Source organism: Vibrio sp. 10N.286.51.E5 (genome assembly GCF_041469125.1).
GTDB lineage: Bacteria > Pseudomonadota > Gammaproteobacteria > Enterobacterales > Vibrionaceae > Vibrio > Vibrio crassostreae_C.
The window spans coordinates 46,928-70,104 of the sequence record NZ_JBFRJZ010000044.1 but is presented as its reverse complement, the minus strand read 5'-3'; the positions used below and the strand labels follow the sequence as shown (position 1 = coordinate 70,104).

24 protein-coding genes are annotated in these 23,177 nt (G+C 44.5%); 14 read left to right on the top strand and 10 right to left on the bottom strand.

The window, feature by feature from the left end:
- Positions 1-126: 126 nt before the first annotated feature.
- The 3 genes from AB4161_RS15615 to tsaA form a co-directional block, all read right to left on the bottom strand.
- Positions 127-816 carry a tellurite resistance TerB family protein gene (locus AB4161_RS15615; protein WP_372083583.1) on the bottom strand — a complete coding sequence of 230 codons (690 nt, stop codon included), beginning with the start codon at positions 814-816 and terminating at the stop codon, positions 127-129.
- 190 nt (positions 817-1,006) lie between these two features.
- A complete protein-coding gene (locus tag AB4161_RS15610) occupies positions 1,007-2,722 on the bottom strand; it encodes a proline--tRNA ligase (protein WP_060982540.1) in 1,716 nt (571 codons plus the stop codon).
- A 101-nt stretch (positions 2,723-2,823) separates the two neighbouring features.
- Positions 2,824-3,519 carry a tRNA (N6-threonylcarbamoyladenosine(37)-N6)-methyltransferase TrmO gene (gene tsaA / locus AB4161_RS15605; RefSeq protein WP_017063354.1) on the bottom strand — a complete coding sequence of 232 codons (696 nt, stop codon included), beginning with the start codon at positions 3,517-3,519 and terminating at the stop codon, positions 2,824-2,826.
- 124 nt (positions 3,520-3,643) lie between these two features.
- Here tsaA and AB4161_RS15600 point away from each other — a divergent pair, with 124 nt between their 5' ends.
- From AB4161_RS15600 to AB4161_RS15590, 3 genes are all read left to right on the top strand, one after another.
- Positions 3,644-3,904, top strand: a complete 261-nt coding sequence (locus AB4161_RS15600; RefSeq protein WP_136982694.1) for a type B 50S ribosomal protein L31 — start codon at positions 3,644-3,646, stop codon at positions 3,902-3,904.
- Positions 3,904-4,029 carry a type B 50S ribosomal protein L36 gene (gene ykgO, locus AB4161_RS15595; RefSeq protein ID WP_010436457.1) on the top strand — a complete coding sequence of 42 codons (126 nt, stop codon included), beginning with the start codon at positions 3,904-3,906 and terminating at the stop codon, positions 4,027-4,029. The genes AB4161_RS15600 and ykgO overlap by 1 nt, the downstream gene beginning before the upstream one ends.
- A gap of 388 nt (positions 4,030-4,417) precedes the next feature.
- Positions 4,418-6,004, top strand: a complete 1,587-nt coding sequence (locus AB4161_RS15590; RefSeq protein WP_010436458.1) for an AbgT family transporter — start codon at positions 4,418-4,420, stop codon at positions 6,002-6,004.
- Between the two features lie 112 nt (positions 6,005-6,116).
- Here the strand turns inward: AB4161_RS15590 and AB4161_RS15585 are convergent, their stop codons facing one another.
- Positions 6,117-6,560: a YaiI/YqxD family protein gene (locus AB4161_RS15585; protein WP_017063355.1), complete on the bottom strand. Its 444-nt coding sequence runs from the start codon at positions 6,558-6,560 to the stop codon at positions 6,117-6,119.
- Between the two features lie 54 nt (positions 6,561-6,614).
- Positions 6,615-6,902, bottom strand: a complete 288-nt coding sequence (locus AB4161_RS15580) for a hypothetical protein (protein WP_017069390.1) — start codon at positions 6,900-6,902, stop codon at positions 6,615-6,617.
- Positions 6,903-7,670: 768 nt separating this feature from the next.
- Here AB4161_RS15580 and AB4161_RS15575 point away from each other — a divergent pair.
- Entirely contained in the window at positions 7,671-8,189 is a 519-nt protein-coding gene (locus AB4161_RS15575) for a GNAT family N-acetyltransferase (protein WP_017060749.1), read from the top strand.
- Here the strand turns inward: AB4161_RS15575 and AB4161_RS15570 are convergent.
- Together AB4161_RS15570 and AB4161_RS15565 are read right to left on the bottom strand one after the other, a co-directional pair.
- Positions 8,155-8,463 (bottom strand): DUF3301 domain-containing protein, encoded by a 309-nt coding sequence (locus AB4161_RS15570; protein WP_017060748.1) that lies wholly within the window; start codon positions 8,461-8,463, stop codon positions 8,155-8,157. The genes AB4161_RS15575 and AB4161_RS15570 overlap by 35 nt on opposite strands.
- A gap of 84 nt (positions 8,464-8,547) precedes the next feature.
- Positions 8,548-9,588 (bottom strand): DUF3549 family protein, encoded by a 1,041-nt coding sequence (locus AB4161_RS15565; protein WP_017060747.1) that lies wholly within the window; start codon positions 9,586-9,588, stop codon positions 8,548-8,550.
- An 87-nt stretch (positions 9,589-9,675) separates the two neighbouring features.
- On the opposite strand from AB4161_RS15565, the gene AB4161_RS15560 reads away from it, so the two are divergent.
- Positions 9,676-9,990 (top strand): YqcC family protein, encoded by a 315-nt coding sequence (locus AB4161_RS15560; RefSeq protein WP_372083582.1) that lies wholly within the window; start codon positions 9,676-9,678, stop codon positions 9,988-9,990.
- A complete protein-coding gene (truC, locus tag AB4161_RS15555) occupies positions 9,990-10,739 on the top strand; it encodes a tRNA pseudouridine(65) synthase TruC (RefSeq protein ID WP_372083581.1) in 750 nt (249 codons plus the stop codon). Before AB4161_RS15560 ends, truC begins: the two co-directional genes overlap by 1 nt.
- Positions 10,740-10,892: 153 nt before the next feature.
- Here truC and AB4161_RS15550 read toward each other — a convergent pair whose 3' ends face one another.
- From AB4161_RS15550 to map, 3 genes are all read right to left on the bottom strand, one after another.
- Positions 10,893-11,276 carry a DUF3461 family protein gene (locus AB4161_RS15550; RefSeq protein ID WP_004734354.1) on the bottom strand — a complete coding sequence of 128 codons (384 nt, stop codon included), beginning with the start codon at positions 11,274-11,276 and terminating at the stop codon, positions 10,893-10,895.
- A 181-nt stretch (positions 11,277-11,457) separates the two neighbouring features.
- Positions 11,458-14,079: a bifunctional uridylyltransferase/uridylyl-removing protein GlnD gene (gene glnD, locus AB4161_RS15545; protein ID WP_017060744.1), complete on the bottom strand. Its 2,622-nt coding sequence runs from the start codon at positions 14,077-14,079 to the stop codon at positions 11,458-11,460.
- A gap of 138 nt (positions 14,080-14,217) precedes the next feature.
- Positions 14,218-15,096 carry a type I methionyl aminopeptidase gene (gene map / locus AB4161_RS15540; RefSeq protein ID WP_017060743.1) on the bottom strand — a complete coding sequence of 293 codons (879 nt, stop codon included), beginning with the start codon at positions 15,094-15,096 and terminating at the stop codon, positions 14,218-14,220.
- Positions 15,097-15,553: 457 nt separating this feature from the next.
- On the opposite strand from map, the gene rpsB reads away from it, so the two are divergent.
- From rpsB to rseP, 8 genes are all read left to right on the top strand, one after another.
- Complete coding sequence (gene rpsB, locus AB4161_RS15535; protein ID WP_032546326.1) at positions 15,554-16,285, top strand: 30S ribosomal protein S2; 732 nt, start codon at positions 15,554-15,556, stop codon at positions 16,283-16,285.
- 141 nt (positions 16,286-16,426) lie between these two features.
- A complete protein-coding gene (gene tsf, locus AB4161_RS15530) occupies positions 16,427-17,272 on the top strand; it encodes a translation elongation factor Ts (protein WP_017063361.1) in 846 nt (281 codons plus the stop codon).
- A 161-nt stretch (positions 17,273-17,433) separates the two neighbouring features.
- Positions 17,434-18,165 carry a UMP kinase gene (pyrH, locus tag AB4161_RS15525; RefSeq protein WP_017060742.1) on the top strand — a complete coding sequence of 244 codons (732 nt, stop codon included), beginning with the start codon at positions 17,434-17,436 and terminating at the stop codon, positions 18,163-18,165.
- A 98-nt stretch (positions 18,166-18,263) separates the two neighbouring features.
- A complete protein-coding gene (gene frr, locus AB4161_RS15520; RefSeq protein WP_017060741.1) occupies positions 18,264-18,821 on the top strand; it encodes a ribosome recycling factor in 558 nt (185 codons plus the stop codon).
- A 98-nt stretch (positions 18,822-18,919) separates the two neighbouring features.
- Entirely contained in the window at positions 18,920-19,672 is a 753-nt protein-coding gene (locus AB4161_RS15515; protein WP_017063364.1) for an isoprenyl transferase, read from the top strand.
- A gap of 15 nt (positions 19,673-19,687) precedes the next feature.
- The gene (locus tag AB4161_RS15510) at positions 19,688-20,530 is read left to right on the top strand and encodes a phosphatidate cytidylyltransferase (RefSeq protein WP_017063365.1); all 843 of its coding nucleotides are present in this window, start codon (positions 19,688-19,690) and stop codon (positions 20,528-20,530) included.
- A gap of 51 nt (positions 20,531-20,581) precedes the next feature.
- Positions 20,582-21,790 carry a 1-deoxy-D-xylulose-5-phosphate reductoisomerase gene (gene ispC, locus AB4161_RS15505; protein WP_017060737.1) on the top strand — a complete coding sequence of 403 codons (1,209 nt, stop codon included), beginning with the start codon at positions 20,582-20,584 and terminating at the stop codon, positions 21,788-21,790.
- Positions 21,787-23,145, top strand: coding sequence for a sigma E protease regulator RseP (gene rseP / locus AB4161_RS15500; protein ID WP_017060736.1), 1,359 nt, complete (start codon positions 21,787-21,789; stop codon positions 23,143-23,145). The genes ispC and rseP overlap by 4 nt, the downstream gene beginning before the upstream one ends.
- Positions 23,146-23,177 lie beyond the last annotated feature (32 nt).

The following is a 23,177-nucleotide window of genomic DNA, read 5'->3' as shown; positions in this document are numbered from 1 at the left end:
ACATAGAGATAAGCAAAAACAAAGTGGATCTGATTAAGTTCAGAGTTAGTTTGTCCTTGCTCAATATCTCACTTGGTTAGCTCGCTGCTTAGGCCGTTCTTTACGGCTTCGTTTGGTACTTGCCGATTAGCCAGAGACTTGTTGTTCAAGTTGATAGGTGACTTCATCAGCAAGATTGAGCTGTTTCGCGAGCTCTTTCAGGTACGCCTTTTCCATGAAATTCTGTTCGTCGGCCACAATCAAAGAGGCTAAGTAGATCTCACTCGCCTGTTGAGGTGACGTTGCCAGTTGAGCGATTTCGCTTGGGTCGAGTGGCTTATGCAGTTCTTCAGAGACCAATTTAGTCAGTTGATAATCAGCGCCCATATTCTCGACGGCTTGCTCTATCTTAGCCATCTCTTCTTCATCAACATGGCCATCAGCTTTAGACGCGGCAATTATCGATCGTAGAATCAGCACGCTGTGGTTTGCATCATTTTCATCAAACTGAGCCTGTTCGGCGTTAGGTGTCTGGCCTTGTTTGGACTGGTAGTCGTTGTAGACTTTATAAGCCAAAGCGCCCAGTGCTGCTGCGCTGCCAATCCCAGCCGCTTTCTTACCCATTTTCTTAGTCTTCTTAGAGCCCATTAACGCACCTAACAGTCCTCCGCCAACTGCGCCTGCACCGAAGGCTCCGAGTGTACTTTTACTGCTACTCTTGCTATTGCTGCCTTGAGAAAGGCCACTTAAACTTGAAGACCCTTGTGAAAGTTGCTGAGTACCTTGTTTTACGAGATCTGATTTAAGTGCTTGGTTCAGTAAGCTTTTGATATCCATCGATACCTCCAATGGTGAGCATGTCCAAAAAGTTGATGACACCAATATACGGATTTAAAGATGAACAGGGGATTAACTTACGTTATTTACTCTACTGATAAATAGAAGGGAGTTTGAAGCGAAATGACAGGCACAAAAAAGGCCACCTAACGGCAGCCTTTCAATGTTTATCTAGTCAGTAATCGGATTACTAAGCTAGTTGAGCCTTAAGGTGCTCGATAACCGTGTCCATTGCGATAGCTTCTTTATCACCAGTACGACGGTTTTTGTATTCGAAGTTACCTTCGTCCATGCTGCGATCGCCGATAACGATAGTGTGAGGGATACCCACAAGCTCGATATCTTTAAACATAACACCAGGGCGCTCTTTACGGTCATCGAATAAAACTTCGATACCCATAGCTGTTAATTCAGCGTATAGCTTCTCAGCTGCTTCTTTAACGCGCTCAGATTTGTGCATGTTCATTGGTACGATAGCAACTTGGAACGGCGCTAGTGCGTCTGGCCAAGTGATACCGAATTTATCGTGGTTTTGCTCGATAGCAGATGCAACAACACGTGAAACACCGATACCGTAACAACCCATCTCTAGGATTACGCTCTTACCATCAGGACCAAGCACGTTACAGTTCATTGCTTTAGAGTAAGTATTACCTAGTTGGAAGATGTGACCCACTTCGATACCACGCTTAAGCTGAATAGTACCTTGACCACATGGGCTAAGGTCGCCTTCAACAACGTTACGTAGATCTTCAACTTGAGCAAGCTCAACGTCACGACCCCAGTTGATGCCGAAGTAGTGCTTACCATCTACGTTTGCACCAGCGCCAAAGTCGCTCATTACAGCAACAGAGCGGTCAACGATGAATGGTAGCTCTAGGCCAACAGGTCCAAGTGAACCAGGACCTGCACCAACAAGTGCGCGGATTTCTTCTTCAGAAGCCATCTCTAATGGAGAAGCAACCTGTGGAAGGTTTTCTGCTTTCACTTCGTTAAGCTCGTGGTCACCACGGATGATTAGAGCAATGATATCTGCTTCTACTTCATCAGATGCTTTAACGAATAGAGTCTTAACAGTCTTCTCGATTGCTAGACCGTGTTGCTCTACCAATTCTGCGATAGTTTTCGCATTTGGTGTATCAACCAGTTCCATCTCTTGAGTTGGTGCTGCTGCATCTTCAGTAGGAGCAAGTGCTTCTGCTTTTTCGATGTTTGCTGCGTAATCTGACTCAGTTGAGAATGCGATTAGGTCTTCGCCGCTTTCAGCAAGAACGTGGAACTCTTGAGAGCCGCTGCCGCCGATTGCGCCAGAGTCTGCCAATACTGGACGGTATTCAAGGCCCATACGGTCGAATGCTTTACAGTAAGCATCGTGCATCGCTTGGTAAGACTTTTCTAAGCCTTCTTTGTCGATATCAAAGCTGTACGCATCCATCATAGAGAATTCACGTGCACGCATTACGCCAAAACGAGGGCGGCGCTCATCACGGAATTTAGTCTGGATTTGGTACAGATTTAGAGGTAGCTGTTTGTAAGAGCTGATCTCGTTACGTACTAGACTCGTTACCACTTCTTCAGCTGTTGGGCTAAGAACAAATGGACGAGAGTGACGGTCTGTGAAACGAAGTAGCTCAGGCCCCATCTTTTCAGAACGGCCAGTCTCTTCCCAAAGCTCAAACGGTTGAACTACGGGCATCAAGATTTCAACGGCACCTGCATTATCGATCTCTTGGCGAACGATATTTTCGACTTTACGCAGTACACGTAGACCAGTAGGTAGCCAAGTATATAAACCTGAAGCTAGCTTACGGATCATACCTGCACGTAGCATCAGCTGGTGGCTGATAACTTCTGCGTCGTTTGGAGTCTCTTTCAGAGTAGAAAGAAGGTAGTTACTGGTACGCATTCTATGGTATCCGTTTCATCATTGATAAAAGAAAACTTGCTGTCGTTCGTAACCACAGCAAATCTGATATAGCCGCATATAATATCAGCCTATTTGGGATCTCAAAAGCGTTCAATGTCAGTTACATTGATGAAAAGCGTTTCAACCACGAATTTCACGTTAAGATTGAACAAATTTACCGCATATTCCTTGTTGTCAGGCTTGCCTTTTTTATAGGCAGGTCGCGGATCTTGGCCTAATACTTCTTTGATCACCTGAATGATATGGCGCGCTTGTGGATGGCTTGCGAGCTTACTTTGCGCTTGCTGCGAAAAGTTAACGTCGAGCACTTCTGGTTCATCGGCGGCAAACCCTCCCAATGCATCCGGAATCGAATCTGAATAGGGGATATAAGGCTTGATGTCGATGATCGGTGTACCGTCTACTAAGTCGACGCTGCCGAGATCCAACCAAGTCTGTCCTTTCTCTTGAGACACACCTTTTAGTTCAACCGCAGACATGCCAATTCCATTTGGTCTGAATGTGGCACGTGACGCGAATACACCAATACGTTCATTCCCGCCAAGGCGAGGTGGCCTCACAGTTGGTTTCCAGCCTGCTTCAAGGTTCTTGTCGAACAGAAATAGTAACCAAACATGGCTAAATTGCTCTATATCACGAACAGACTCAAGGCAGTTTGCTGCATCAACCAATCTGACTCTTGAGGTGGATGTGGGTACCAACCTGGGCTGCCTTGGCACAGCGAACTTCTCTTTATAAGGAGACTCAATAAAGCCAACAGGTTCAATTGTGTACATAGTTGGGTGTTCTCTGATTACGATTAAGACGGAAAAATATCATAAAATCGCTTGTTTTTCTTTTGATAACAATTGTCACTTGTAGTGTTATAACATATCAAGTTGGTTATTTAAGGGGAATACAATGAAACCGAATATCCATCCAGATTACCGTCCCGTGGTTTTTCATGACACCAGTGTCGATGAGTACTTCTTAATCGGCTCAACGCTAAAAACAGACCGTACTATCGAATGGGAAGTCGGCAATACTTGCCCTTACTTCACGATTGAGGTGTCGCCAAAGTCGCATCCTTTCTATACGGGCAAACAACGAGTGCTACATAAAGAGGGACGCGTTGCGAACTTCACTCGTCGTTTTGGTCAATTAGGTAAGGGAGCTAAATAATGAAAGTTGTTAAATCACTTAAAAGTGCGAAAAGCCGTCACCCTGATTGCCAGATAGTTAAGCGTAGAGGGCGTCACTATGTGATCTGTAAATCCAATCCAAGATTTAAAGCGGTTCAAAAATAACCGTCAATATGATGTGACATGTGTGTAAAAACGAGGGGAAAGTCAAACTTCATTCATTTGTCTGTTTTTCTTTTCCTTCGAGAGGAACTTAACCGGATATCGAGTGTGTATTTAACGTACGATGTATTTTATTTTCAAGTGAATCAATGGGTTATATTGTGAGTTATATTTCTAGTGAATGCGTTGTTGTAAATTATAAATCTAGTTTTTGTGTTTAATATAGATTTATTTGCTAATTAATTGTTCAAATAGAGTTAAAAGTCGTCGTTTGTTACACACTTTGTAACATTTTGAATTTCTAATTGATATTTTTGTCGCGTACCCTTCGCTGGCAATTTGAACATCTTTGTCACAATTGCACAGGAATCACTACACAAGGAGGGAACAGATGAGTTCATCTGCTTCAATAAAAAACAACGCACCAAAAAAACCTATTTTCACACGCTTTTTAGACAGCGTTGAATATTTGGGGAACCTTTTACCCCACCCAATCACTCTTTTTGCTATCTTCTGTGTCGCAATCCTAGTTTCTTCAGGTATTGCTGGTTACTTTGAAGTGTCTGTCATGGACCCTCGCCCTGAAGGTGCTAGTGGTCGTGCTGCTGATGGTATGATCCACGTTGTAAGCTTACTTAATGCTGAAGGCTTACAACTCATCGTAACGAATCTAGTTTCGAACTTTGTTGGCTTTGCGCCACTTGGTACTGTACTTGTTGCAATGCTAGGTGTTGCGATTGCTGAGCACTCAGGTCTATTATCTGCGGCAATGCGCGGCATGGTAATGGGCGCATCTCAGCGCATGGTTACTGTAACCGTGGTATTTGCCGGTATTATCTCTAACACGGCTTCAGAGCTGGGTTACGTAGTACTTATCCCTCTTGCAGCAATGCTTTTCCACTCATTGGGTCGTCACCCATTAGCAGGTCTAGCGGCAGCATTTGCTGGTGTATCTGGTGGTTATTCTGCAAATCTACTTATCGGTACGGTTGATCCACTGCTTTCTGGTATCACAGAAACAGCAGCACAAATGCTTGATCCATCTTACTCTGTTGGCCCTGAATCAAACTGGTACTTCATGTTTATTTCGACCTTCTTTATCTCGATTGCCGGCGCATTGGTAACAGAGAAGATTGTTGAACCTAAACTGGGTAAATACAATGTCGAAGACGCGTCTGAAGATCTTTCAAATGACTCAATGGGTAAGCTTACTGCTATTGAGAAGAAAGGCCTTAGATTGGCGGGTGTCGCTGTATTAATCGTGAGTGCGCTTTTAGCTTGGACTGTTGTTCCTGCTGACGGTGTTCTACGTTCAGAGGCGGGCACGATTTCAGGCTCTCCATTCCTGAAAAGTATCGTCGCGTTTATCTTTGTATTCTTTGCTATTCCTGGTTTTGTTTACGGCAAAATTACCGGTTCAATGAAGAATGACCGTGATGTGATTAATGCAATGGCAACGTCGATGTCTTCAATGGGCATGTACATCGTTCTTGTATTCTTTGCTGCACAGTTTGTTGCTTTCTTTAAGTGGACGAACTTTGGTCAAGTGGTTGCTGTAGGCGGCGCAACATTCCTTCAGGATATCGGCCTAACGGGTCCAATGTTGTTCTTCGCATTCATCCTAATGTGTGGTTTCATTAACCTGATGATCGGTTCAGCTTCTGCACAGTGGGCAGTAACAGCGCCAATCTTCGTTCCAATGCTAATGCTAGTAGGCTACGCACCTGAAACGATTCAAGCGGCTTACCGTATCGGTGATTCAACAACCAACATCATTACACCAATGATGAGCTACTTCGGTCTTATCCTTGCCGTAGCAACTCGCTACATGAAGAACCTAGGTATCGGTACACTGATCGCGACAATGTTGCCTTACTCAATGGTATTCATGTTTGGTTGGAGCATCTTGTTCTACCTATGGGTATTCGTATTCGGTCTACCAGTAGGTCCAGGCGCTGCAACGTACTACACGCCTTAGTTGTAGAGTAGGGGAAACCTTCTTCTAATTGATATTAAAAAAACCTGCATTGTTTGCAGGTTTTTTGATTTTTTATGGAGAGATAGAACTAGGTTAAGCTCGGATGAGCCAGCTAGCGTTTGGCTAGAATTCTATCTAAGTGGTTTGCGAACTCACGACGGTCGGTTTGAGAAAGGGCACTTGGTCCACCCGTTTGGATGCCACTTGAGCGCATGGTATCCATAAAGTCACGAATGTTCAGACGCGCTTTAATGGTCTCTTTGGTGTAAAGCTCACCACGAGAGCTGAGTGCTTGCCCACCTTTAGTGATCACTTCGTCAGCCAGAGGGATATCGGATGTAATCACAAGATCGCCGGGTTCAGTGCGCTTTACGATTTCATCATCAGCAATATCAAACCCGCTTGGCACTTGAATTGAGTGAATGTTATTGCGTTTAGGAACGGGAACCAGATGGTTTGCCACAAAGGTACATTCAACCCCTGTGCGCTCAGCTGCGCGTACGATTGTTTCTCGGATAACCTTTGGACAAGCGTCCGCATCAACCCATATCTTCATAGTGTTCTATTTCTCTGTTAGCTTATTTATCGGTCAACTTATTGCTCAGTTGCCTTATTGATCAGTTAGTTTAGCTTCAAGCATGGCAACGCGAGCAGTGAGTTCAAGGATTTGCTTTTCCAGTTGGCTAACACGATCAAGTGCTGGCTCTTCTTGTGTCGCGACTTCAACTTTAGGAACACGATTTGCGCTTTTCCAGCTCTTGATGGTCGTGATTAAAGCGGGCATCGGAACGGATGTGCTCATACGAGCCTTAACTAAAGCAACTGTCGGCTCTTTCCCTTGCGCTTGCAGTCCTTCAAGCACTGATTTCAACTCTTCAGAAACATCTTTTGTCAGCATGTTGATCTCCATTTTTAGTCTTTAGTCATTTTACTCGCTCTGGTGAATGATAGCGAATCATAAAACCGCCCATGGCTTGTGAGAGATCTCTTACAAAGGTTGTGAGATAACACGAATACATCGCTAGAGAGATTGATGTGCACATGGTTAAGTTGTTGAATTTTAATTGTTTCATATAATTAACAACTTTCTTGAATTCAAAATGTGATGCAAATCTATTGTCCGAAATCCTAAATCGCGTAAATTAAACCTTGTCGGAAGGATTCTGACACGGAACAGGAAAGCACCAAGGATTTGGTTATCTTCAGGATGAAGATTTGGTTACTTAGGATTGAGTGATCAAGCATGGAGCGTAAGGACATTGTAGGGATACAGTCAGTTAACAGGAAGTTAGCTGCAACGGAATGACAATGGACACCTTTAGGATTAAAGGGTTGGATTAGCATCAGGACGATGTAAAGGACACCGCTCACGGAACAAGTGATGTGCGCTAACTAGGATTGTTAGCTTTCAGGATGATTGGACACCGCTAGGACGGCGAAGTAAAGGAAAGAGCTGAAGGATTACAGCCACTATTATGGATGATGCATGGAGCATTAATTAGTAGCCGGACTGCTGCGAGTAAGACCCTAGCCCTGACACTTCGGTGTCGGGGCTTTTCTTTTCCTAAGGCTTTTTCTCTATCTAGGGGCTCTCTTTAATTCAGGAGCTTTTATCTAAGCACGCGACATCTGCTTTTCTGCTAATGGTCAACACAAGGAGTGTTTTATGACGATAGCAACCTCAAGAACGCTGTTGGTACCTTATACCGAGCAGTTAGAACATGACTTTATCAAGTTGAATTGCTGCCCCATCAATCGTGCTGAAATGAACGGGCCGCATTCTATTGCCTCTGCAAAACACCTATTTCAAGAAATACTGAACGACAACGTTGGTTTTTGCCGAGCCATTATCCACAACCAAACCCGCGAATACCTCGGGCATTTGTTTGTTTCGTCTGAAGAAGGGAAGCATGAACTGGGATTTATTCTGGACAAGGAGTTTTGGAATCAAGGCCTTGCTAGTGAAGTGCTAAAACCTTTCTTTAGTTTGGTTTGTTTTGAAGAACACCTAACGAATGTTGTCGCGACCGTTAATGTTGGTCATAACCCATCAATTAAGTTACTTGAAAAGTTAGGCTTTGCATTTAAAGAGACCAAACAAGATCAGTTTGGCCCTTATCATGAATATAGTTATACCGCGTATTGCGATGTTACATTCTATGAGGCTGTAGCTCAAACCGCATAGAACGGAAGCCCACCATGGTCAGTTTCCCTTGGTACAGGTCATCACCTAACGCTGAAAACTCAAATTGATACACGGTGTGCCAGCGCCAAATGGTGGTGAGCTCATGGCGCATCTTAAGTTTATGACCACTAAAGGCAACACTTAATAGCTGTAAGTCGAGCTCTTTACATTTTCTCGCAATGGCAGCTTTCGCAAGCTCGGATTGCCTGCGCTGTTGCCAAAACAGAAAGCAAAAGAAGCACAGCATCAAAATAGCCAATAAGTTATCTATCATTTAATCCATACTTCCTTTTATCTCTCTATTCCGTTCGTGATTTGAGCTTTTTGTTATGAGCTACTGAGCTGTTCTGTCTGGTATCTATTGCGACTTAGCCGCTTGTTGTAATTCTACAAGTGCATTGGCGAGTTCTGGTGATGGGTTCGAGTTCAATAATGGTAAAAATACCATTCTCAGTGTCGGAATCATCACTAAATCTGCAAATAACTGATTGAACAAGTTTTGGTTGCCCGTTTGTGCGAGACGCAGCAAGAACTGCTCAGCAATCGCAGGATCTTGCAGTGCGTGCCAGCTGCGACCAGCCAAACCAATCAATACTTCTTGGTGGCTTAAGCGCGGGCTAGCCAGAACTTGGTTAATTACGGCGTTGGTTGTGCTTTGCTCTGCGCCAGAAAGGGCACGTACCAGTGCTGACAGTAAGAACAGATCTGGCTCTTGACTGTTAATCTCATTCTCTGCCATTTCTTGTAAGCGTTGAGCGAGCTTGTCATTGATTTGCGTATGCTCAAGCGCCCCGAGAGTCGCGTATAGAGGTTCTGAAGGCAGCTTATTCAATGCTTTGCGAATCGCGACACCATTTTGTTGGCTGCCTAAACGAGCACACATATCAGTGATGCCTTGTAGGCCAACGGTTTTCCAGTTGTCCCAGCCTAGATCGCCTGTGAAGTAGTGTTGAGCGTGTTCGTAGTATTGGCTCGTTGCAAGGTCTAAACCTGCTCTTACTTGGCTATGGAACACGGCCATTTTGTCTTCTGAAGGCTTGAAGGTATATGGGTTGTTTGACAGCTTTTGTTGTTGCTCTTCGCTGATCTCACCGTTCAAACGTGTGCCCATCGCTTCGATAACAAACTTAAGGAAATTGCCGACATCACCTTGATGTAATAGGCCTCTTTCGTCCAGTTTGAATTTTAGGAACCAGATCCAAGGTTGCTTGTGTTCGTTCCAGTAACTAATCGCTAAGTGAGCTTGTTTCTGAAGTGGAAATGGGTACGGCTGTTTCCCTTGCTCAACATCAGAGAATAAGGTGTTGTCGATCTTCTGAATACGGCGACCTAGGTCGTAGATATCGTACTGGCAACCGCTATTCTTTAGTAACTGAGTGAGCGTGTGAATCGTTTCCATAGTAATAAAGCTCCTAACTTTCTTTCCTAAATAGATGGTACTCTATGCCCCAATTTCAAGGTCACTAGATAAATAACTTGGTGAAAAATGACAGCAGCCACAAAGTTACCTCTTTTACTTCAACAACTAGAAGAACAAATGCGCCAATGTTCGCTATGGAGCACGCTTCCGCCTTCGGATGAAGCTCTGGCGAGCGTTGAACCTTTCGGGATTGATTCGTTACAACCGGAAGAGTGGTTGCAGTGGATCTTTATCGTTAAGATCAACGCAATGATGGATGCCCAAATGAGCCTACCGAAAGGCTTTGCTATCCATCCTTATTTTGGTGAAGTGTGGAAAAATGAGGCAGACAAAGTCGAACTGCTAGTGACGATTCTGAGCATTGATGAGGTATGCGCGTAATGTTAGAGATCATTTATCAAGATGAGTATTTTGTCGCGGTGAATAAGCCTGCAGGTATGCTAGTACATCGCTCATGGTTGGATAAACACGAGACTCAATTTGTTATGCAAACACTGCGTGACCAAATTGGTCAGCATGTATTTCCTTTGCATCGTTTAGACCGACCTACATCCGGTGTTTTGGTGTTTGCATTGTCGAGTGAGGTTGCCTCTGAAGTCATGCCGATGTTCGCCAACCATGAGATGCAAAAGACTTATCATGCGATTGTGCGTGGCTGGATAGAAGAGGGCGATACGCTCGACTACGCACTCAAGGTCGAGTTGGATAAGATCGCAGACAAGTTCGTGAAAGAAGATAAAGAACCCCAAGAGGCTATTACCGTTTACGAGCCGTTAGCGAAAGTTGAAGTGCCGTATTCAACAGGCCGCTTCCCAACCAGTCGTTATTGCTTGGTTGAGATGATGCCAAAGACAGGTCGCAAGCATCAGTTGCGTCGTCATATGGCTCACCTAAGACACCCAATCGTGGGTGATACTTCGCATGGTGATGGTAAGCATAACCGACTGTTTCGTGATGATTTAGACTCTCACCGTTTGTTACTGCATGCTTCTGAGCTACGCTTCATCCACCCTTTTACAAAGAAGGAGTTAGTGATGAAGGCTAACCTAGATGAAACGTGGTTAAGGTTGCTTGAAACTTTTGAGTGGGATACTAACTTAATCGATGCTCAAACTTGCTTGTCTAAGTAAGTCTCGCGTGTTTAGGCAATCTCCAGTCTAAGTGAATAGAGAAAATAGAATAAAAAACAAAGGGCTGATAGTGATATCAGCCCTTTTTGTATCTGTATAACCTTAACGGCATAACTAATGTTGGTTAGTTAACAGTAATAGTTAGTCGCGGGATCATTTTAGCTTTTCTAGATCAGCTTCGATCTCAGCGATCTTGCTTGATACCACTTTCTCTAGATGGCGTAAGTCGGTAAGGATCTTCTGCTTCACATCCACCTCAGCCGTTGGCGTCGGTTTGGTGATTTTGTTGAGTTCATCAATCACAAGAGTGAGGTTGCGGTTAATCTCTGTCACTTCTTTGTATTGATTATTGCCACCGCTAACAAGCACACTTTTTACTTGTCGTGGGTACTTAAATTTAACGCTTTTCGCGAACAGTTCCCCTTTCTGCTTACGAAAGTAAATCTTCAGGATATCTTTGTGCGCTTCTTGGCGAAGGGAGTAACGTTCAATCTGTTTAGGTTCGTGGATACCTAAGCCAGTGAGGTTTGGATACATAAGCGACCTCTAGGTTATGAATGTAATACTTTTATGTAATTGACTTGATCAATGTAGCAGCCTAACGACGAGCTAGATAGTTGATACCTGTGAATTGATTGTAAGTTGTGGGCAAGATCGCTCTCTATCTTTGCCCACACTTATTTGGTTATTAAACCTGTTTTTAGACTGAATTCGCTTTCTAAGGTGCGAGTTCAGAAACGTGCTCGGTTAATCGTTCTCTTAGTGCCTGTTCTTGTTCTTCAGACAGCCTTCCTCCCGCTTCACTGGTCAGAATAAACAGATCCTCTGCTCGCTCACCTATGGTGGTGATTTTGGCACCGTGCAAGTTGATGTCTAGCTCCGCAAAGGTTGCACCGACTTGAGCCAATAACCCCGGCGTATCAAGAGCTCTTAACTCCATCAAGGTACGTTTCTTGCTCTTGGTTGGTAGGAACTCAACTAAGGTTTTGACCTTAAAGTGTTGCAAGTTACGTGGCGTGCGACGCGTCTTAATCTTAGTCGGGCGGCCATCAGTCAATACATGAGTCAGATGTTTAGCAACGGCTTTGTGTCTTGCTTCATCAATCGCTTCGCCGTGCTGGTCTAGTACGATAAAGGTATCCAAAACATGACCATCTTTGCTAACCATGACCTGCGCGTCATGAACGTTAAAGTTACGTCTGTCGAGTTCGGCAACCACGGTCGCAAACAGTGCTGCTTGGTCTTTACAATAAACGAACACTTCTGTGCCACCGCGCGTCGCTTTCTTACTGATCAGCACTAACGGTTGGCTTGGGTCTTCTAGGCGAAGTAAGTGCTCACAGTGCCAAGCGATTTGTTTATGTGTGTGACGCAAGAAATAATCGGCCTTAAAGCGTTGCCACAACACTTCAATCTCACGAGCGGTGAAGCCTTCTTTACGCAGCAGTGCTGATGCCATTTGTTGGTTGTGACGAATACGGTCTCTGACATCGACAGGGTTTTCCAAGCCGCGGCGCAGTGCTCGCTGCGTTGAGTGGAACAGCTCAGCTAACAGGGTTCGTTTCCAACTGTTCCATAGCTCAGGGTTAGTCGCACAGATATCGGCAACGGTTAAACAAACCAGTAGCTCGAGTGATTCTTCATCACGCACTTTTTTGGCGAATTCGGTGATCACATCTGGGTCGTAGATATCACGACGTTGAGCCGTTACTGACATCAATAGGTGATTTTGTACCAACCACGCGACTTGTTTGGCTTCAGGCTTCGATAGCCCGTGTTCAATACAGAAAGAGTAAGCCTCAACCGCACCTATCTCAGAGTGGTCTCCGCCGCGGCCTTTGCCGATGTCATGGAAGATAGCGGCAAGGATCAGCAACTCTTTCTTCTGTACTCGAGGATAGACTTCACAGCAGATAGGGTGCTTATCGTGGTTTTCGATTTGACCAAAGCGGTTGATGTGCTTGAGCAGGCGGATACTGTGCTCATCCACGGTGTAAACATGGAATAGGTCAAACTGCATCTGACCAACGATCTGGCTCCACTGCGGTAAGTACGCAGAGAGCACGCCCAATTTGTGCATTAAGCTAAAGGCTTTGTGCAGGGCATTAGGGTGGCGAACTAGATCCATGAACTTGTCACGAGCTTCAGGAATGGTATGCAGGAATCGGTTCAATCGACGGCGTGCCGTACGCAGTTGTCGCAATGTTGGTGGACTTACCCCTTCGATAGTCGAGTCATTGGCGATATGGATGAACATATCGAGAATGGTTTCTGGTCTTGCTTGGAATAGGGCAGGCTTGCGCGCTTCGATCAACGAACCTCGACGTTGGAAATCACTATCGAGAATTTCAGCGTCTTGGGTTTGACCGCCATTGATGATCGCTTGATCGAACAGCTTAAGCAGCATCTTATTCAGTTCAGCAACACGACGAAGGGTTCGGTAGAACTCTTTCATCATCATCTCAACACCACGGTTTCCTTCACCCGTATAACCCAGATGTTCAGCGACTTGAGCTTGATGCGCGAACGTTAAACGGTTGTCGTAACGGCGCAGTTCAATATGCAATGCAAAGCGAACACGCCATAAAAAATCTTGGCACTCAACGAGCTCACGATATTCAGCATCGGTCAGAAAGCCGTATTTGCTCATCTCTAACAAAGAGGTCGCGCCGAAGTGGCGACGCGCAACCCAGCTCAGGGTATGGATGTCTCTGAGCCCTCCCGGAGTCGATTTGATGTCCGGTTCTAAATTATAGGTGGTGTCGTGGTAGCGAGCATGACGCTCTCTCTGTTCTTGAATCTTGGCTTTGTAAAACGTCTCACTTGGCCAAAATGAATCGGAATGAATCTTCAGTTTTAGTTCTTGGAAAGTGTCTTCACTACCACATAACAATCGCGACTCTTGTAGGTTGGTCGCGACGGTTAAATCATCGGTGCCGATATCGAGACACTCAGTAATAGTTCGCACAGCATGGCCAACTTCGAGCTTTAAATCCCAAAGTAGAGTAATGAATTGACTGACCTTTTCACCAAGAGCTGGTGGTAGTGTTTTTTGCGAGACAATGAGAATATCAATGTCAGACAAAGGATGCAGTTCGCCACGACCATAACCACCCACTGCGACAAGTGAAATATGAGGCAGTTTGTTGAATCCGAAATTTTCCCACAAACGATTGAGAAGTAAATCCATGTATTCGGAGCGCAGTAGAACCAAATCGGTGACGGGGTGGTGGTTCAGAAATTCATTTTTTTGATACTGCGTGAAGATCTCGAGCTGATTTTTTAATTCGCAGATTTCAATTTGTTCGTCATTGAACGTAAGAGGGCATTGATAAGGCATAGTCTGCTATCCGTGCAAGCAAATGAGAATAGTAAACAATTTAACAGAAGCTGATGGAAAATCGAAATTGAGTAGATAAAAAATATCCTCGACAATGCGAGGATATTTTTAAAAGGCTGATACGCTCAGTTCGGTGAACTAAGCGTTCTTCATGATACGTGGGATTGTATCATCGCTGCGCAGTGTTAGTACTTCACAACCAGTATCAGTTACAACCAGAGTGTGCTCCCATTGAGCCGAGTTCTTGCTGTCTGCTGTGTATACTGTCCAGCTATCTTCGTCATCAAGACGACAGCCAAACTTACCCGCGTTGATCATTGGCTCGATAGTGAAGCACATGCCTGCTTTTAGCACTGTGCGATCGCTGTTCTTGTAGTGAACTACTTGTGGATCTTCGTGGAATTCAGAACCAATGCCGTGACCACAGTAATCTTTAACAATAGAGAACTTAGCGCGTGGGTTGTTCTTGTTGTTTGTTTTGATGTACTTCTCGATAGCAGTACCGATTTGACCAAGTTGAACACCTGGCTTAACTTGGCGCATGCCTTCGTAAAGTGCTTCTTGAGCAACCATGCACAGACGCTTGTTTGCAGGTGAAACCTCACCCACTAGGAACATCTTAGAGGTGTCACCGTGGTAGCCTTGAGGGCGAGTACTAAGATCGGCATTTGCGTCATCAGGGATGATAACTGTGATATCAACGTTCAGAATGTCGCCATCTTTGAGTACCGCAGGTTTGAATTGACCTGTGCTACCCGTCTCGTCTTGTGACGCGGGAATGCCGTGACACACAATATGATTGATAGACGTACAGATAGACTTAGGGAAACCGTGGTAATCGAGTGGCGCAGAGTATGCACCTCTTTCTAGAGCGTACTCATGACAAAGCGTATTGAGCTCTTCCGTCGTGGTACCCACTTGGATGTGAGGTTCGATCATCTCAATAATGTCAGCGGCCAGCTTGCCGGCGACGCGCATTTTTTCAATTTCTTCAGCAGTTTTAATTTTTACAGCCATTGCATATCTCTTAATTTGGTAGCACCTAAGTGTGCATATTGGGGCTATTCTATCAGTGCAGCAATTTAGCGCAACATTACCATGTCCGTACAATACTGGAGGATACTGTTAACGTGATTAAATAATGTTCGGTTAACAGATGCAGAACCTGCTTGATATAGACACTATTTTATAGAGAAAATTTACCTTTAGAGATCAGTATAGCAGTCGCCATTTTTAGAATTTTTTCTAGCCATAGATAGACAAAATATGGTATAAAGCGCGCCGGACATCAGGACTGTTTTCTCCAATTGGCGAAACAAGCTTTATGTCCACTAACTTATTTCTTTAAATCACACACATTCCGACACATGTTCCGGGGTGCCTCAACAACACAGATAACGGCTGAAAAGTGGTTAGTTGTTAGGGGTCGGATTCATGGGGGATGTGGAGGCCTAACCCCATAGAGGATTTTAAAATGGCAACTGTATCAATGCGCGATATGCTTAAAGCTGGTGTTCACTTCGGTCACCAAACTCGTTACTGGAACCCAAAAATGAAGCCATTCATCTTTGGTGCTCGTAACAAAGTACATATCATCAACCTAGAAAAAACTGTACCAATGTTCAACGAAGCTCTAGCAGAAATCGCTAAAGTTGGTGAGAAGAAAGGTAAAGTTCTTTTCGTTGGTACTAAGCGCGCTGCATCTGAAGCTGTTAAAGAAGCTGCTGTAAACAGCAACCAGTTCTACGTTAACAACCGCTGGTTAGGCGGTATGCTAACGAACTACAAAACTGTTCGTCAGTCTATCAAGCGTCTGAAAGAACTTGAAGCGCAAGCTCAAGACGGTACTTTCGACAAGCTAACTAAGAAAGAAGCTCTAATGCGCACTCGTGAAATGGAGAAGCTAGAGAAGTCTCTTGGTGGTATCAAGAACATGGGCGGCCTACCAGACGCTCTATTCGTAATCGATGCTGATCACGAACACATCGCAGTTAAAGAAGCAAACAACCTAGGTATCCCAGTTTACGCTGTAGTTGATACTAACTCTAACCCAGACGGCGTTGACTTCGTTATCCCAGGTAACGACGATGCAATCCGTGCAGTACAGCTTTACCTAAACGCTGCTGCAGACGCGGTTAAAGAAGGTCGTAACAAAGACGTTGCTGCTGTAGCTGCTGAAAAAGATGGTTTTGTAGAAGCTGAATAATAGCGGCTCTGAATCACGCTTGGCTTAGCTAATATAGATTTTGAAATCTTTATTAAATGTAAGCTAAGTTATAGTTAGATTGGGGGCCTCATTTTGGCCCCTGATTTTTACCTTATTTTCGAATCAACCGAGGAATAGAGAATGGCAACTGTAACTGCTGCTCTAGTTAAAGAACTTCGCGAGCGCACTGGCGCTGGCATGATGGAATGTAAGAAAGCGCTTGTAGAAGCAAACGCTGACATCGAACTAGCAATTGAAAACATGCGTAAATCTGGCGCAGCGAAAGCAGCTAAGAAAGCTGGTAACGTTGCTGCTGAAGGCGCAATCATCATCAAAGAAGAGAACGGTGTAGCTGTTCTTCTTGAAGTTAACTGCCAAACTGACTTCGTAGCAAAAGATGCTAGCTTCACTGCGTTTGCAGAAGAAGTTGCAGCTGCAGCAGTAGCTTCTAAAGCTTCTGTAGAAGAGCTACAAGCACAGTTCGAAGAAACTCGCGTTGCTCTAGTTGCTAAAATCGGCGAAAACATCAACATCCGTCGCGTAGCTTACGTTGAAGGTGCTGCACTAGCTTCTTACCGTCACGGTGAGAAAATCGGTGTTGTTGTAGCTGGTGAAGGCGAAGCTGAAACTCTTAAGCACGTTGCTATGCACGTTGCTGCTTCTCGTCCTGAGTTTGTTAACCCAGAAGACGTACCAGCAGACGTAGTTGCTAAAGAGAAAGAAGTTCAAGTTGAAATCGCTATGAACGAAGGCAAGCCTCAAGAGATCGCTGAGAAAATGGTTATCGGCCGTATGAAGAAATTCACGGGCGAAATCTCTCTAACTGGTCAAGCTTTCATCATGGAACCTAAGAAAACTGTTGGCGAAATCCTTAAAGAAAAAGGCGCTGCAGTATCTAACTTCGTACGTCTAGAAGTTGGTGAAGGTATCGAGAAAGCTGCTGAAATGAGCTTCGCTGACGAAGTTGCAGCGGTACAAAAAGGTTAATCCTTAGCGTATTGTTTGAAAAAAGACCGTGGCAAATGCTGCGGTCTTTTTATGAATAGTGAACTATTTTTGAAGGCAACGTTAGTGGTTATGAATGCAAACTGACTTACTCAGTTTTTATCCATGACTGTTAATCATCAACTCTTTGGAAGGTAAACTCCATGACTACGAACCCTAAACCAGTGTATCAACGTATTCTGTTAAAACTTAGCGGTGAAGCGCTACAAGGCGAAGAAGGTTTTGGTATTGACCCAACGATCCTTGATCGTATGGCTCAAGAAGTAAAAGAATTGGTTGAACTAGGCGTTCAAGTTGGTGTTGTTATCGGTGGCGGTAACTTGTTCCGTGGTGCTGGTCTTGCTGAAGCTGGCATGAACCGCGTTGTTGGTGACCACATGGGTATGCTTGCAACGGTAATGAACGGCCTTGCAATGCGTGACGCTCTTCACCGTGCTTACGTAAACGCACGTGTAATGTCTGCAATCCCTCTTAAAGGTGTGTGTGACGACTACAACTGGGCAGATGCAATCAGCCAACTACGTCAAGGTCGCGTTGTGATCTTCTCTGCTGGTACGGGTAACCCATTCTTCACTACGGATTCTGCTGCATGTCTACGTGGTATCGAAATCGAAGCTGACGTAGTTCTAAAAGCGACAAAAGTAGATGGTGTATTTACTTCTGACCCTGTAGCAAACCCAGACGCAGAGTTGTATGATACGTTGTCTTACAACACGGTTCTTGATAAAGAACTTAAAGTAATGGACTTGGCTGCATTTACGCTAGCACGTGATCACAAAATGCCAATCCGTGTATTTAACATGAATAAACCAGGCGCACTACGTCGCGTGGTTATGGGTGAAACTGAAGGTACATTAATCAGCGACGCTGACTAATTTTTCGGGCTTACTGAGGTGTTGTACCTTGGTAAGCTTATCCTTATCACTCCAAATAAAAAGCTTTCTTGAAGAAAGAACATAATCAAGGTGAAATTGTGATTAACGAAATCAAAAAAGACGCTCAAGAGCGCATGGTGAAAAGTGTTGATGCACTAAAAAACAGCCTGCAAAAGATTCGTACAGGCCGTGCTCACCCGAGCCTACTTTCTGGTCTTACTGTTGAGTACTACGGTGCTCCAACGCCTTTGACTCAAGTAGCTAACGTTATCGCTGAAGATGCACGTACACTAGCTATTACAGTGTTTGATAAAACACTGACTCCTCTAGTTGAAAAAGCAATCCTGACATCTGACCTAGGCCTAAACCCTATGTCTGCTGGTACGGTTATCCGTGTTCCACTTCCACCGCTAACGGAAGAGCGTCGTAAAGACCTAGTTAAAATCGTTCGTGGCGAAGCTGAAGGTGGCCGTGTTGCTATCCGTAACATCCGTCGTGACGCGAATGGCGATCTAAAAGCACTTCTTAAAGATAAAGAAATCTCTGAAGATGAAGATCGTAAAGCACAAGACGAAATTCAAAAGCTAACTGACGCTGCGGTTAAGAACGTAGACGAAGTTCTAGCTGTTAAAGAAAAAGAGTTGATGGAAGTTTAATTTTCCATATTCTTTTCTTTCCGGAAAAACGCTGTACTCACGGTGCAGCGTTTTTTTATGCTACTCTGTTCGACTATTAGAATTTGATTCACTCTTTTATGCATAATTCTCAAGCGTTCACAGACTCTCTTCCTAAACACATTGCTATCATTATGGATGGTAATGGTCGCTGGGCAAAAGCTCAGGGCAAGCCTCGCGTCTTTGGCCATAAAAACGGTGTTCAAGCCGTTCGTAAAACTATCTCTTCTGCAGCCAGACTTGGCATTAAAGCCGTTACTCTTTTTGCATTTAGTAGCGAAAACTGGCGTCGTCCTGAAGAAGAAGTCGGTATCTTGATGGAACTGTTTATTTCAGTGCTGTCGAGTGAAGTTAAAAAGCTTCATAAAAATAATCTACAACTTCGTGTTATTGGTGATAAAAGTCGTTTCAATGATCGACTACAAAAGAAGATAGAAGAAGCGGAAGCTTTGACTAGCACCAATACGGGTATGGTTATTAATATTGCAGCTAACTACGGCGGTAAGTGGGATATTCAGCAAGCAATGACCTCTATTGCTCAACAGGTAAAGTCTGGTGATATTAATGTAGATGACATTGATGAAGCTATGATTACACAGCACCTGACAATGGCAGATATTCCTGAAGTCGATCTACTTATCCGTACCAGTGGCGAATGCCGCATTAGTAATTTTATGCTTTGGCAGTTGGCTTACGCCGAAATGTATTTCACTGAACAATTCTGGCCAGACTTTAATGAAGACAGCTTAGTAGAAGCTGTGACTTGGTTTGTTAACCGTGAGCGTCGTTTTGGATGCACCGGTGAGCAAATTAAAGCTCTGATGGACAGTTAATAAGGATTTTTTGGTTTGAAACAACGAATTATTACGGCGTTGATTTTAGCTCCCCTAGTTATTCTAGGTATTTTCGAGTTATCACTTCCTACATTTATTCTTTCACTAGCGGTAATCTCGCTATTGGGTTTTTGGGAGTGGACTCAGTTTGTTGAAAGCAAATCACGTTATGTAGCGTTGATTCCAACGGTTGTGGTAAGTGCTGCAAGTTTTGCTTTTATCCCTTTTGATGCATTTAGCCTTAATAACTTGTCTACTGCTCACTACGCCATTCTAACGATTGGCTCGATTTGGTGGGTAATCGCGAGTGGCATGGCGGTGACTTATCCTAAGTCTATGCCTGCATGGAAAGACTCTTCTCTTCTTCGTCACGCCTTTGGTGTGCTGACTCTGCTGCCATTCTTCTGGAGTGTGGTTATCCTGCGTGCTAACGGTATCGATGCTGATCCTTACCACGGTGCTAAACTGGTGATGTTTGTTTGCTTGCTTGTTTGGGCTGCAGATAGCGGCGCATACTTTTCAGGAAAGAGTTTTGGTAAGCGTAAAATGGCACCAGCGGTAAGCCCTAATAAGACGATTGAAGGTCTTATCGGTGGCATTATTACTGCGGTGATCGTGGCTTGGATCTTTGCTGACTTGTTTGACATCCAATTCACAAGCCCACTTCACATGATTGTTATTACCCTTGTGACCGTTGTTATTTCTGTTCTAGGTGACCTTGTTGAAAGCATGTTTAAGCGTGTTTCTGGGGTGAAAGACAGCAGTAATCTGATTCCTGGTCATGGTGGTATACTAGATAGAATAGATAGCTTAACGGCTGCATTCCCTGTCTTTGCTCTGCTTTATTTAGCATTCTAATAAAAAAGGGCAGTGATTCTGCCCTTTATTACATTTCTACGGTCATATGTGATGCGAAATCTAACTATCCTTGGCGCTACCGGCTCAATTGGTGCAAGTACACTAAAAGTCGTTGAGCAAAACCCAGATCTCTATTCAGTGGTTGCACTGGCTGCAGGCTCGAATGTTGAAAAGATGCTGGCGTTAGTTGAAAAGTGGCAACCAAGCTATGTTGCTATGGCTTGCTCTGATGCAGCGTCTCAACTGACTGAAGTGTTGTCCGTGAGTTACCCTAACGTAAAAGTACTTTCAGGCACTGAAGGCATGTGTCAGGTTGCTTCTCTAGAGGAAGTGGACACGGTAATGGCCGCGATTGTTGGTGCCGCTGGTTTACTTCCTACTATGTCTGCGGTTAAAGCGGGCAAGCGTATCTTGCTTGCAAACAAAGAAGCTTTGGTGATGTCTGGGCAGTTGTTTATCGACGCCGTGGAAAAATACGGTGCAGAGCTGCTTCCTGTCGATAGCGAGCATAATGCTATTTTCCAATGCCTTCCGCAGAACGTACAAACTAACCTAGGCCGCTGTAACCTTGAAGAAAACGGCATTAACCATATTCTTCTGACTGGTTCTGGTGGTCCTTTCCGTTATACCGATGTGGCTGAACTCGAATCAGTGACTCCTGAACGCGCAATTGCACACCCTAACTGGTCTATGGGGCCTAAGATCTCTGTCGATTCTGCGACTATGATGAATAAAGGGCTAGAGTACATTGAAGCGAAATGGCTATTTAATGCTTCTCAGGAGCAGTTAAAGGTCATCATTCACCCGCAGTCTGTGATTCACTCGATGGTTCAGTACAAGGATGGCTCTGTGCTTGCTCAAATGGGCGAACCAGATATGGCAACGCCAATCGCTTTGACGATGTCTTACCCTAATCGTACCGAGGCGGGTGTTAAGCCTTTAGACTTTACTAAAGTGGGTGAGCTTACCTTCTTAGAACCAGATTTCAGTCGTTACCCGTGTTTGAGGTTAGCGATTGAAGCGTGCTACTTAGGTCAGCATGCGACAACAGCCATTAATGCAGCAAACGAGATCGCGGTCGATGCTTTCTTGAACAATCAGGTGAAGTTTACCGATATTGCTGTCATTAACGAACACGTTATGAGCAAAGTATGTGAACAACATAACTCTGAGGGTTTAGATAGCTTGGAAAGCCTTCTCGAGCTCGATAATATGTCTCGTCAAATAGCCATTCAATTTATTAAAGAGCAGCTAGCATGAGTGGAATTCTGTGGAACTTCGCATCTTTTATCGTAGCGCTTGGCATTCTGGTTGCTGTTCATGAGTTTGGACACTTCTGGGTCGCTCGTCGTTGTGGTGTGAAAGTTGAAAAATTCTCGATTGGTTTTGGTAAATCAATCTGGAGTAAAGTGGGCCGTGATGGTACTGAATACAGCTTGTCAGTGATTCCACTGGGCGGCTACGTTAAGATGCTCGATGGTCGTGTTGACGATCTTTCTGAAGATCAACAGCAATACGCTTTCGACAAGAAGCCGCTTTGGAAACGAACGGCGATTGTGGGTGCAGGCCCTGCATTCAACTTTATCTTTGCGGTGTTCGCGTATTGGTTAGTATTTTTGATTGGCGTACCCGCGGTTAAGCCCGTGATTGGTGAAGTCACTCCACAATCTATTGCTGCACAAGCCGGAATTGAAACTGGAATGGAACTTAAATCTATTTCAGGAATCAAAACCGCAGATTGGGAATCAGTCAATATGGGGTTGATATCGCACATTGGTGATCAATCCATGACAGTGACGGTTGCTTCTCAAGACGACATCGGCTTTGAGCAACAAATGACATTGGATATTTCAGACTGGTCGTTCAACCCAGAAACTGAATCTGCAATGACAACGCTGGGCTTTAGACCGTATTCTCCAGAGATATCGACCGTACTGGCTCAAATCATTGATGATGGCGCTGCATACGATGCAGGTCTTGAAGCTGGCGATAAAATTGTTGAGATTAACGGGCAACCTATTGAACAGTGGCAGTCGGTTGTTGAGTTAATTCGTGCTAATCCAATGACATCATTGGACTTGGTCGTATTGCGAAATGGTGCCGAGCAGTCATTGGTTATGACACCAAAAAGTCGAGAGCTTTCTGATGGTTCGACAATCGGCTATGCAGGTATTGCTCCGGAAGTCGCAGAATGGCCAGAAGATTATCGCTTTGAGTTACAATTTGGTGTAATTGAGTCTGTAGGAAAAGCATTTGATAAAACAGGTCAAATCATTGGATTGACACTGACAATGCTTAAGAAGCTCATCGTTGGTGATGTTGGCTTAAACAACTTGAGTGGCCCTATTTCAATCGCTAAAGGTGCAGGTACAACCGCCGATTATGGTCTGGTTTACTTCTTGGGCTTTTTGGCTCTGATTAGTGTTAACTTAGGGATTATTAATTTGGTTCCGCTGCCTATGCTTGATGGCGGACATTTGCTGTTTTTCGCTATTGAGGCCGTTACTCGTAAACCGGTACCTGAGAAAGTTCAGGAAATGGGATACAGAGTGGGAGGGGCAATCCTCTTCTCATTGATGGCTCTGGCAATATTTAACGATTTTACTCGTCTGTGAATGGTTTCTCACAGGCATTGGTAGTAGCAAGG

Bases quoted from the DNA above. Each gene is read 5' to 3' on its own strand.
- AB4161_RS15615 (WP_372083583.1), bottom strand. From the start codon at position 816: ATGGATATCAAAAGCTTACTGAACCAAGCACTTAAATCAGATCTCGTA.
- AB4161_RS15610 (WP_060982540.1), bottom strand. From the start codon at position 2,722: ATGCGTACCAGTAACTACCTTCTTTCTACTCTGAAAGAGACTCCAAAC.
- tsaA (WP_017063354.1), bottom strand. From the start codon at position 3,519: ATGTACACAATTGAACCTGTTGGCTTTATTGAGTCTCCTTATAAAGAG.
- AB4161_RS15600 (WP_136982694.1), top strand. From the start codon at position 3,644: ATGAAACCGAATATCCATCCAGATTACCGTCCCGTGGTTTTTCATGAC.
- ykgO (WP_010436457.1), top strand. From the start codon at position 3,904: ATGAAAGTTGTTAAATCACTTAAAAGTGCGAAAAGCCGTCACCCTGAT.
- AB4161_RS15590 (WP_010436458.1), top strand. From the start codon at position 4,418: ATGAGTTCATCTGCTTCAATAAAAAACAACGCACCAAAAAAACCTATT.
- AB4161_RS15585 (WP_017063355.1), bottom strand. From the start codon at position 6,560: ATGAAGATATGGGTTGATGCGGACGCTTGTCCAAAGGTTATCCGAGAA.
- AB4161_RS15580 (WP_017069390.1), bottom strand. From the start codon at position 6,902: ATGCTGACAAAAGATGTTTCTGAAGAGTTGAAATCAGTGCTTGAAGGA.
- AB4161_RS15575 (WP_017060749.1), top strand. From the start codon at position 7,671: ATGACGATAGCAACCTCAAGAACGCTGTTGGTACCTTATACCGAGCAG.
- AB4161_RS15570 (WP_017060748.1), bottom strand. From the start codon at position 8,463: ATGATAGATAACTTATTGGCTATTTTGATGCTGTGCTTCTTTTGCTTT.
- AB4161_RS15565 (WP_017060747.1), bottom strand. From the start codon at position 9,588: ATGGAAACGATTCACACGCTCACTCAGTTACTAAAGAATAGCGGTTGC.
- AB4161_RS15560 (WP_372083582.1), top strand. From the start codon at position 9,676: ATGACAGCAGCCACAAAGTTACCTCTTTTACTTCAACAACTAGAAGAA.
- truC (WP_372083581.1), top strand. From the start codon at position 9,990: ATGTTAGAGATCATTTATCAAGATGAGTATTTTGTCGCGGTGAATAAG.
- AB4161_RS15550 (WP_004734354.1), bottom strand. From the start codon at position 11,276: ATGTATCCAAACCTCACTGGCTTAGGTATCCACGAACCTAAACAGATT.
- glnD (WP_017060744.1), bottom strand. From the start codon at position 14,079: ATGCCTTATCAATGCCCTCTTACGTTCAATGACGAACAAATTGAAATC.
- map (WP_017060743.1), bottom strand. From the start codon at position 15,096: ATGGCTGTAAAAATTAAAACTGCTGAAGAAATTGAAAAAATGCGCGTC.
- rpsB (WP_032546326.1), top strand. From the start codon at position 15,554: ATGGCAACTGTATCAATGCGCGATATGCTTAAAGCTGGTGTTCACTTC.
- tsf (WP_017063361.1), top strand. From the start codon at position 16,427: ATGGCAACTGTAACTGCTGCTCTAGTTAAAGAACTTCGCGAGCGCACT.
- pyrH (WP_017060742.1), top strand. From the start codon at position 17,434: ATGACTACGAACCCTAAACCAGTGTATCAACGTATTCTGTTAAAACTT.
- AB4161_RS15515 (WP_017063364.1), top strand. From the start codon at position 18,920: ATGCATAATTCTCAAGCGTTCACAGACTCTCTTCCTAAACACATTGCT.
- ispC (WP_017060737.1), top strand. From the start codon at position 20,582: ATGCGAAATCTAACTATCCTTGGCGCTACCGGCTCAATTGGTGCAAGT.
- rseP (WP_017060736.1), top strand. From the start codon at position 21,787: ATGAGTGGAATTCTGTGGAACTTCGCATCTTTTATCGTAGCGCTTGGC.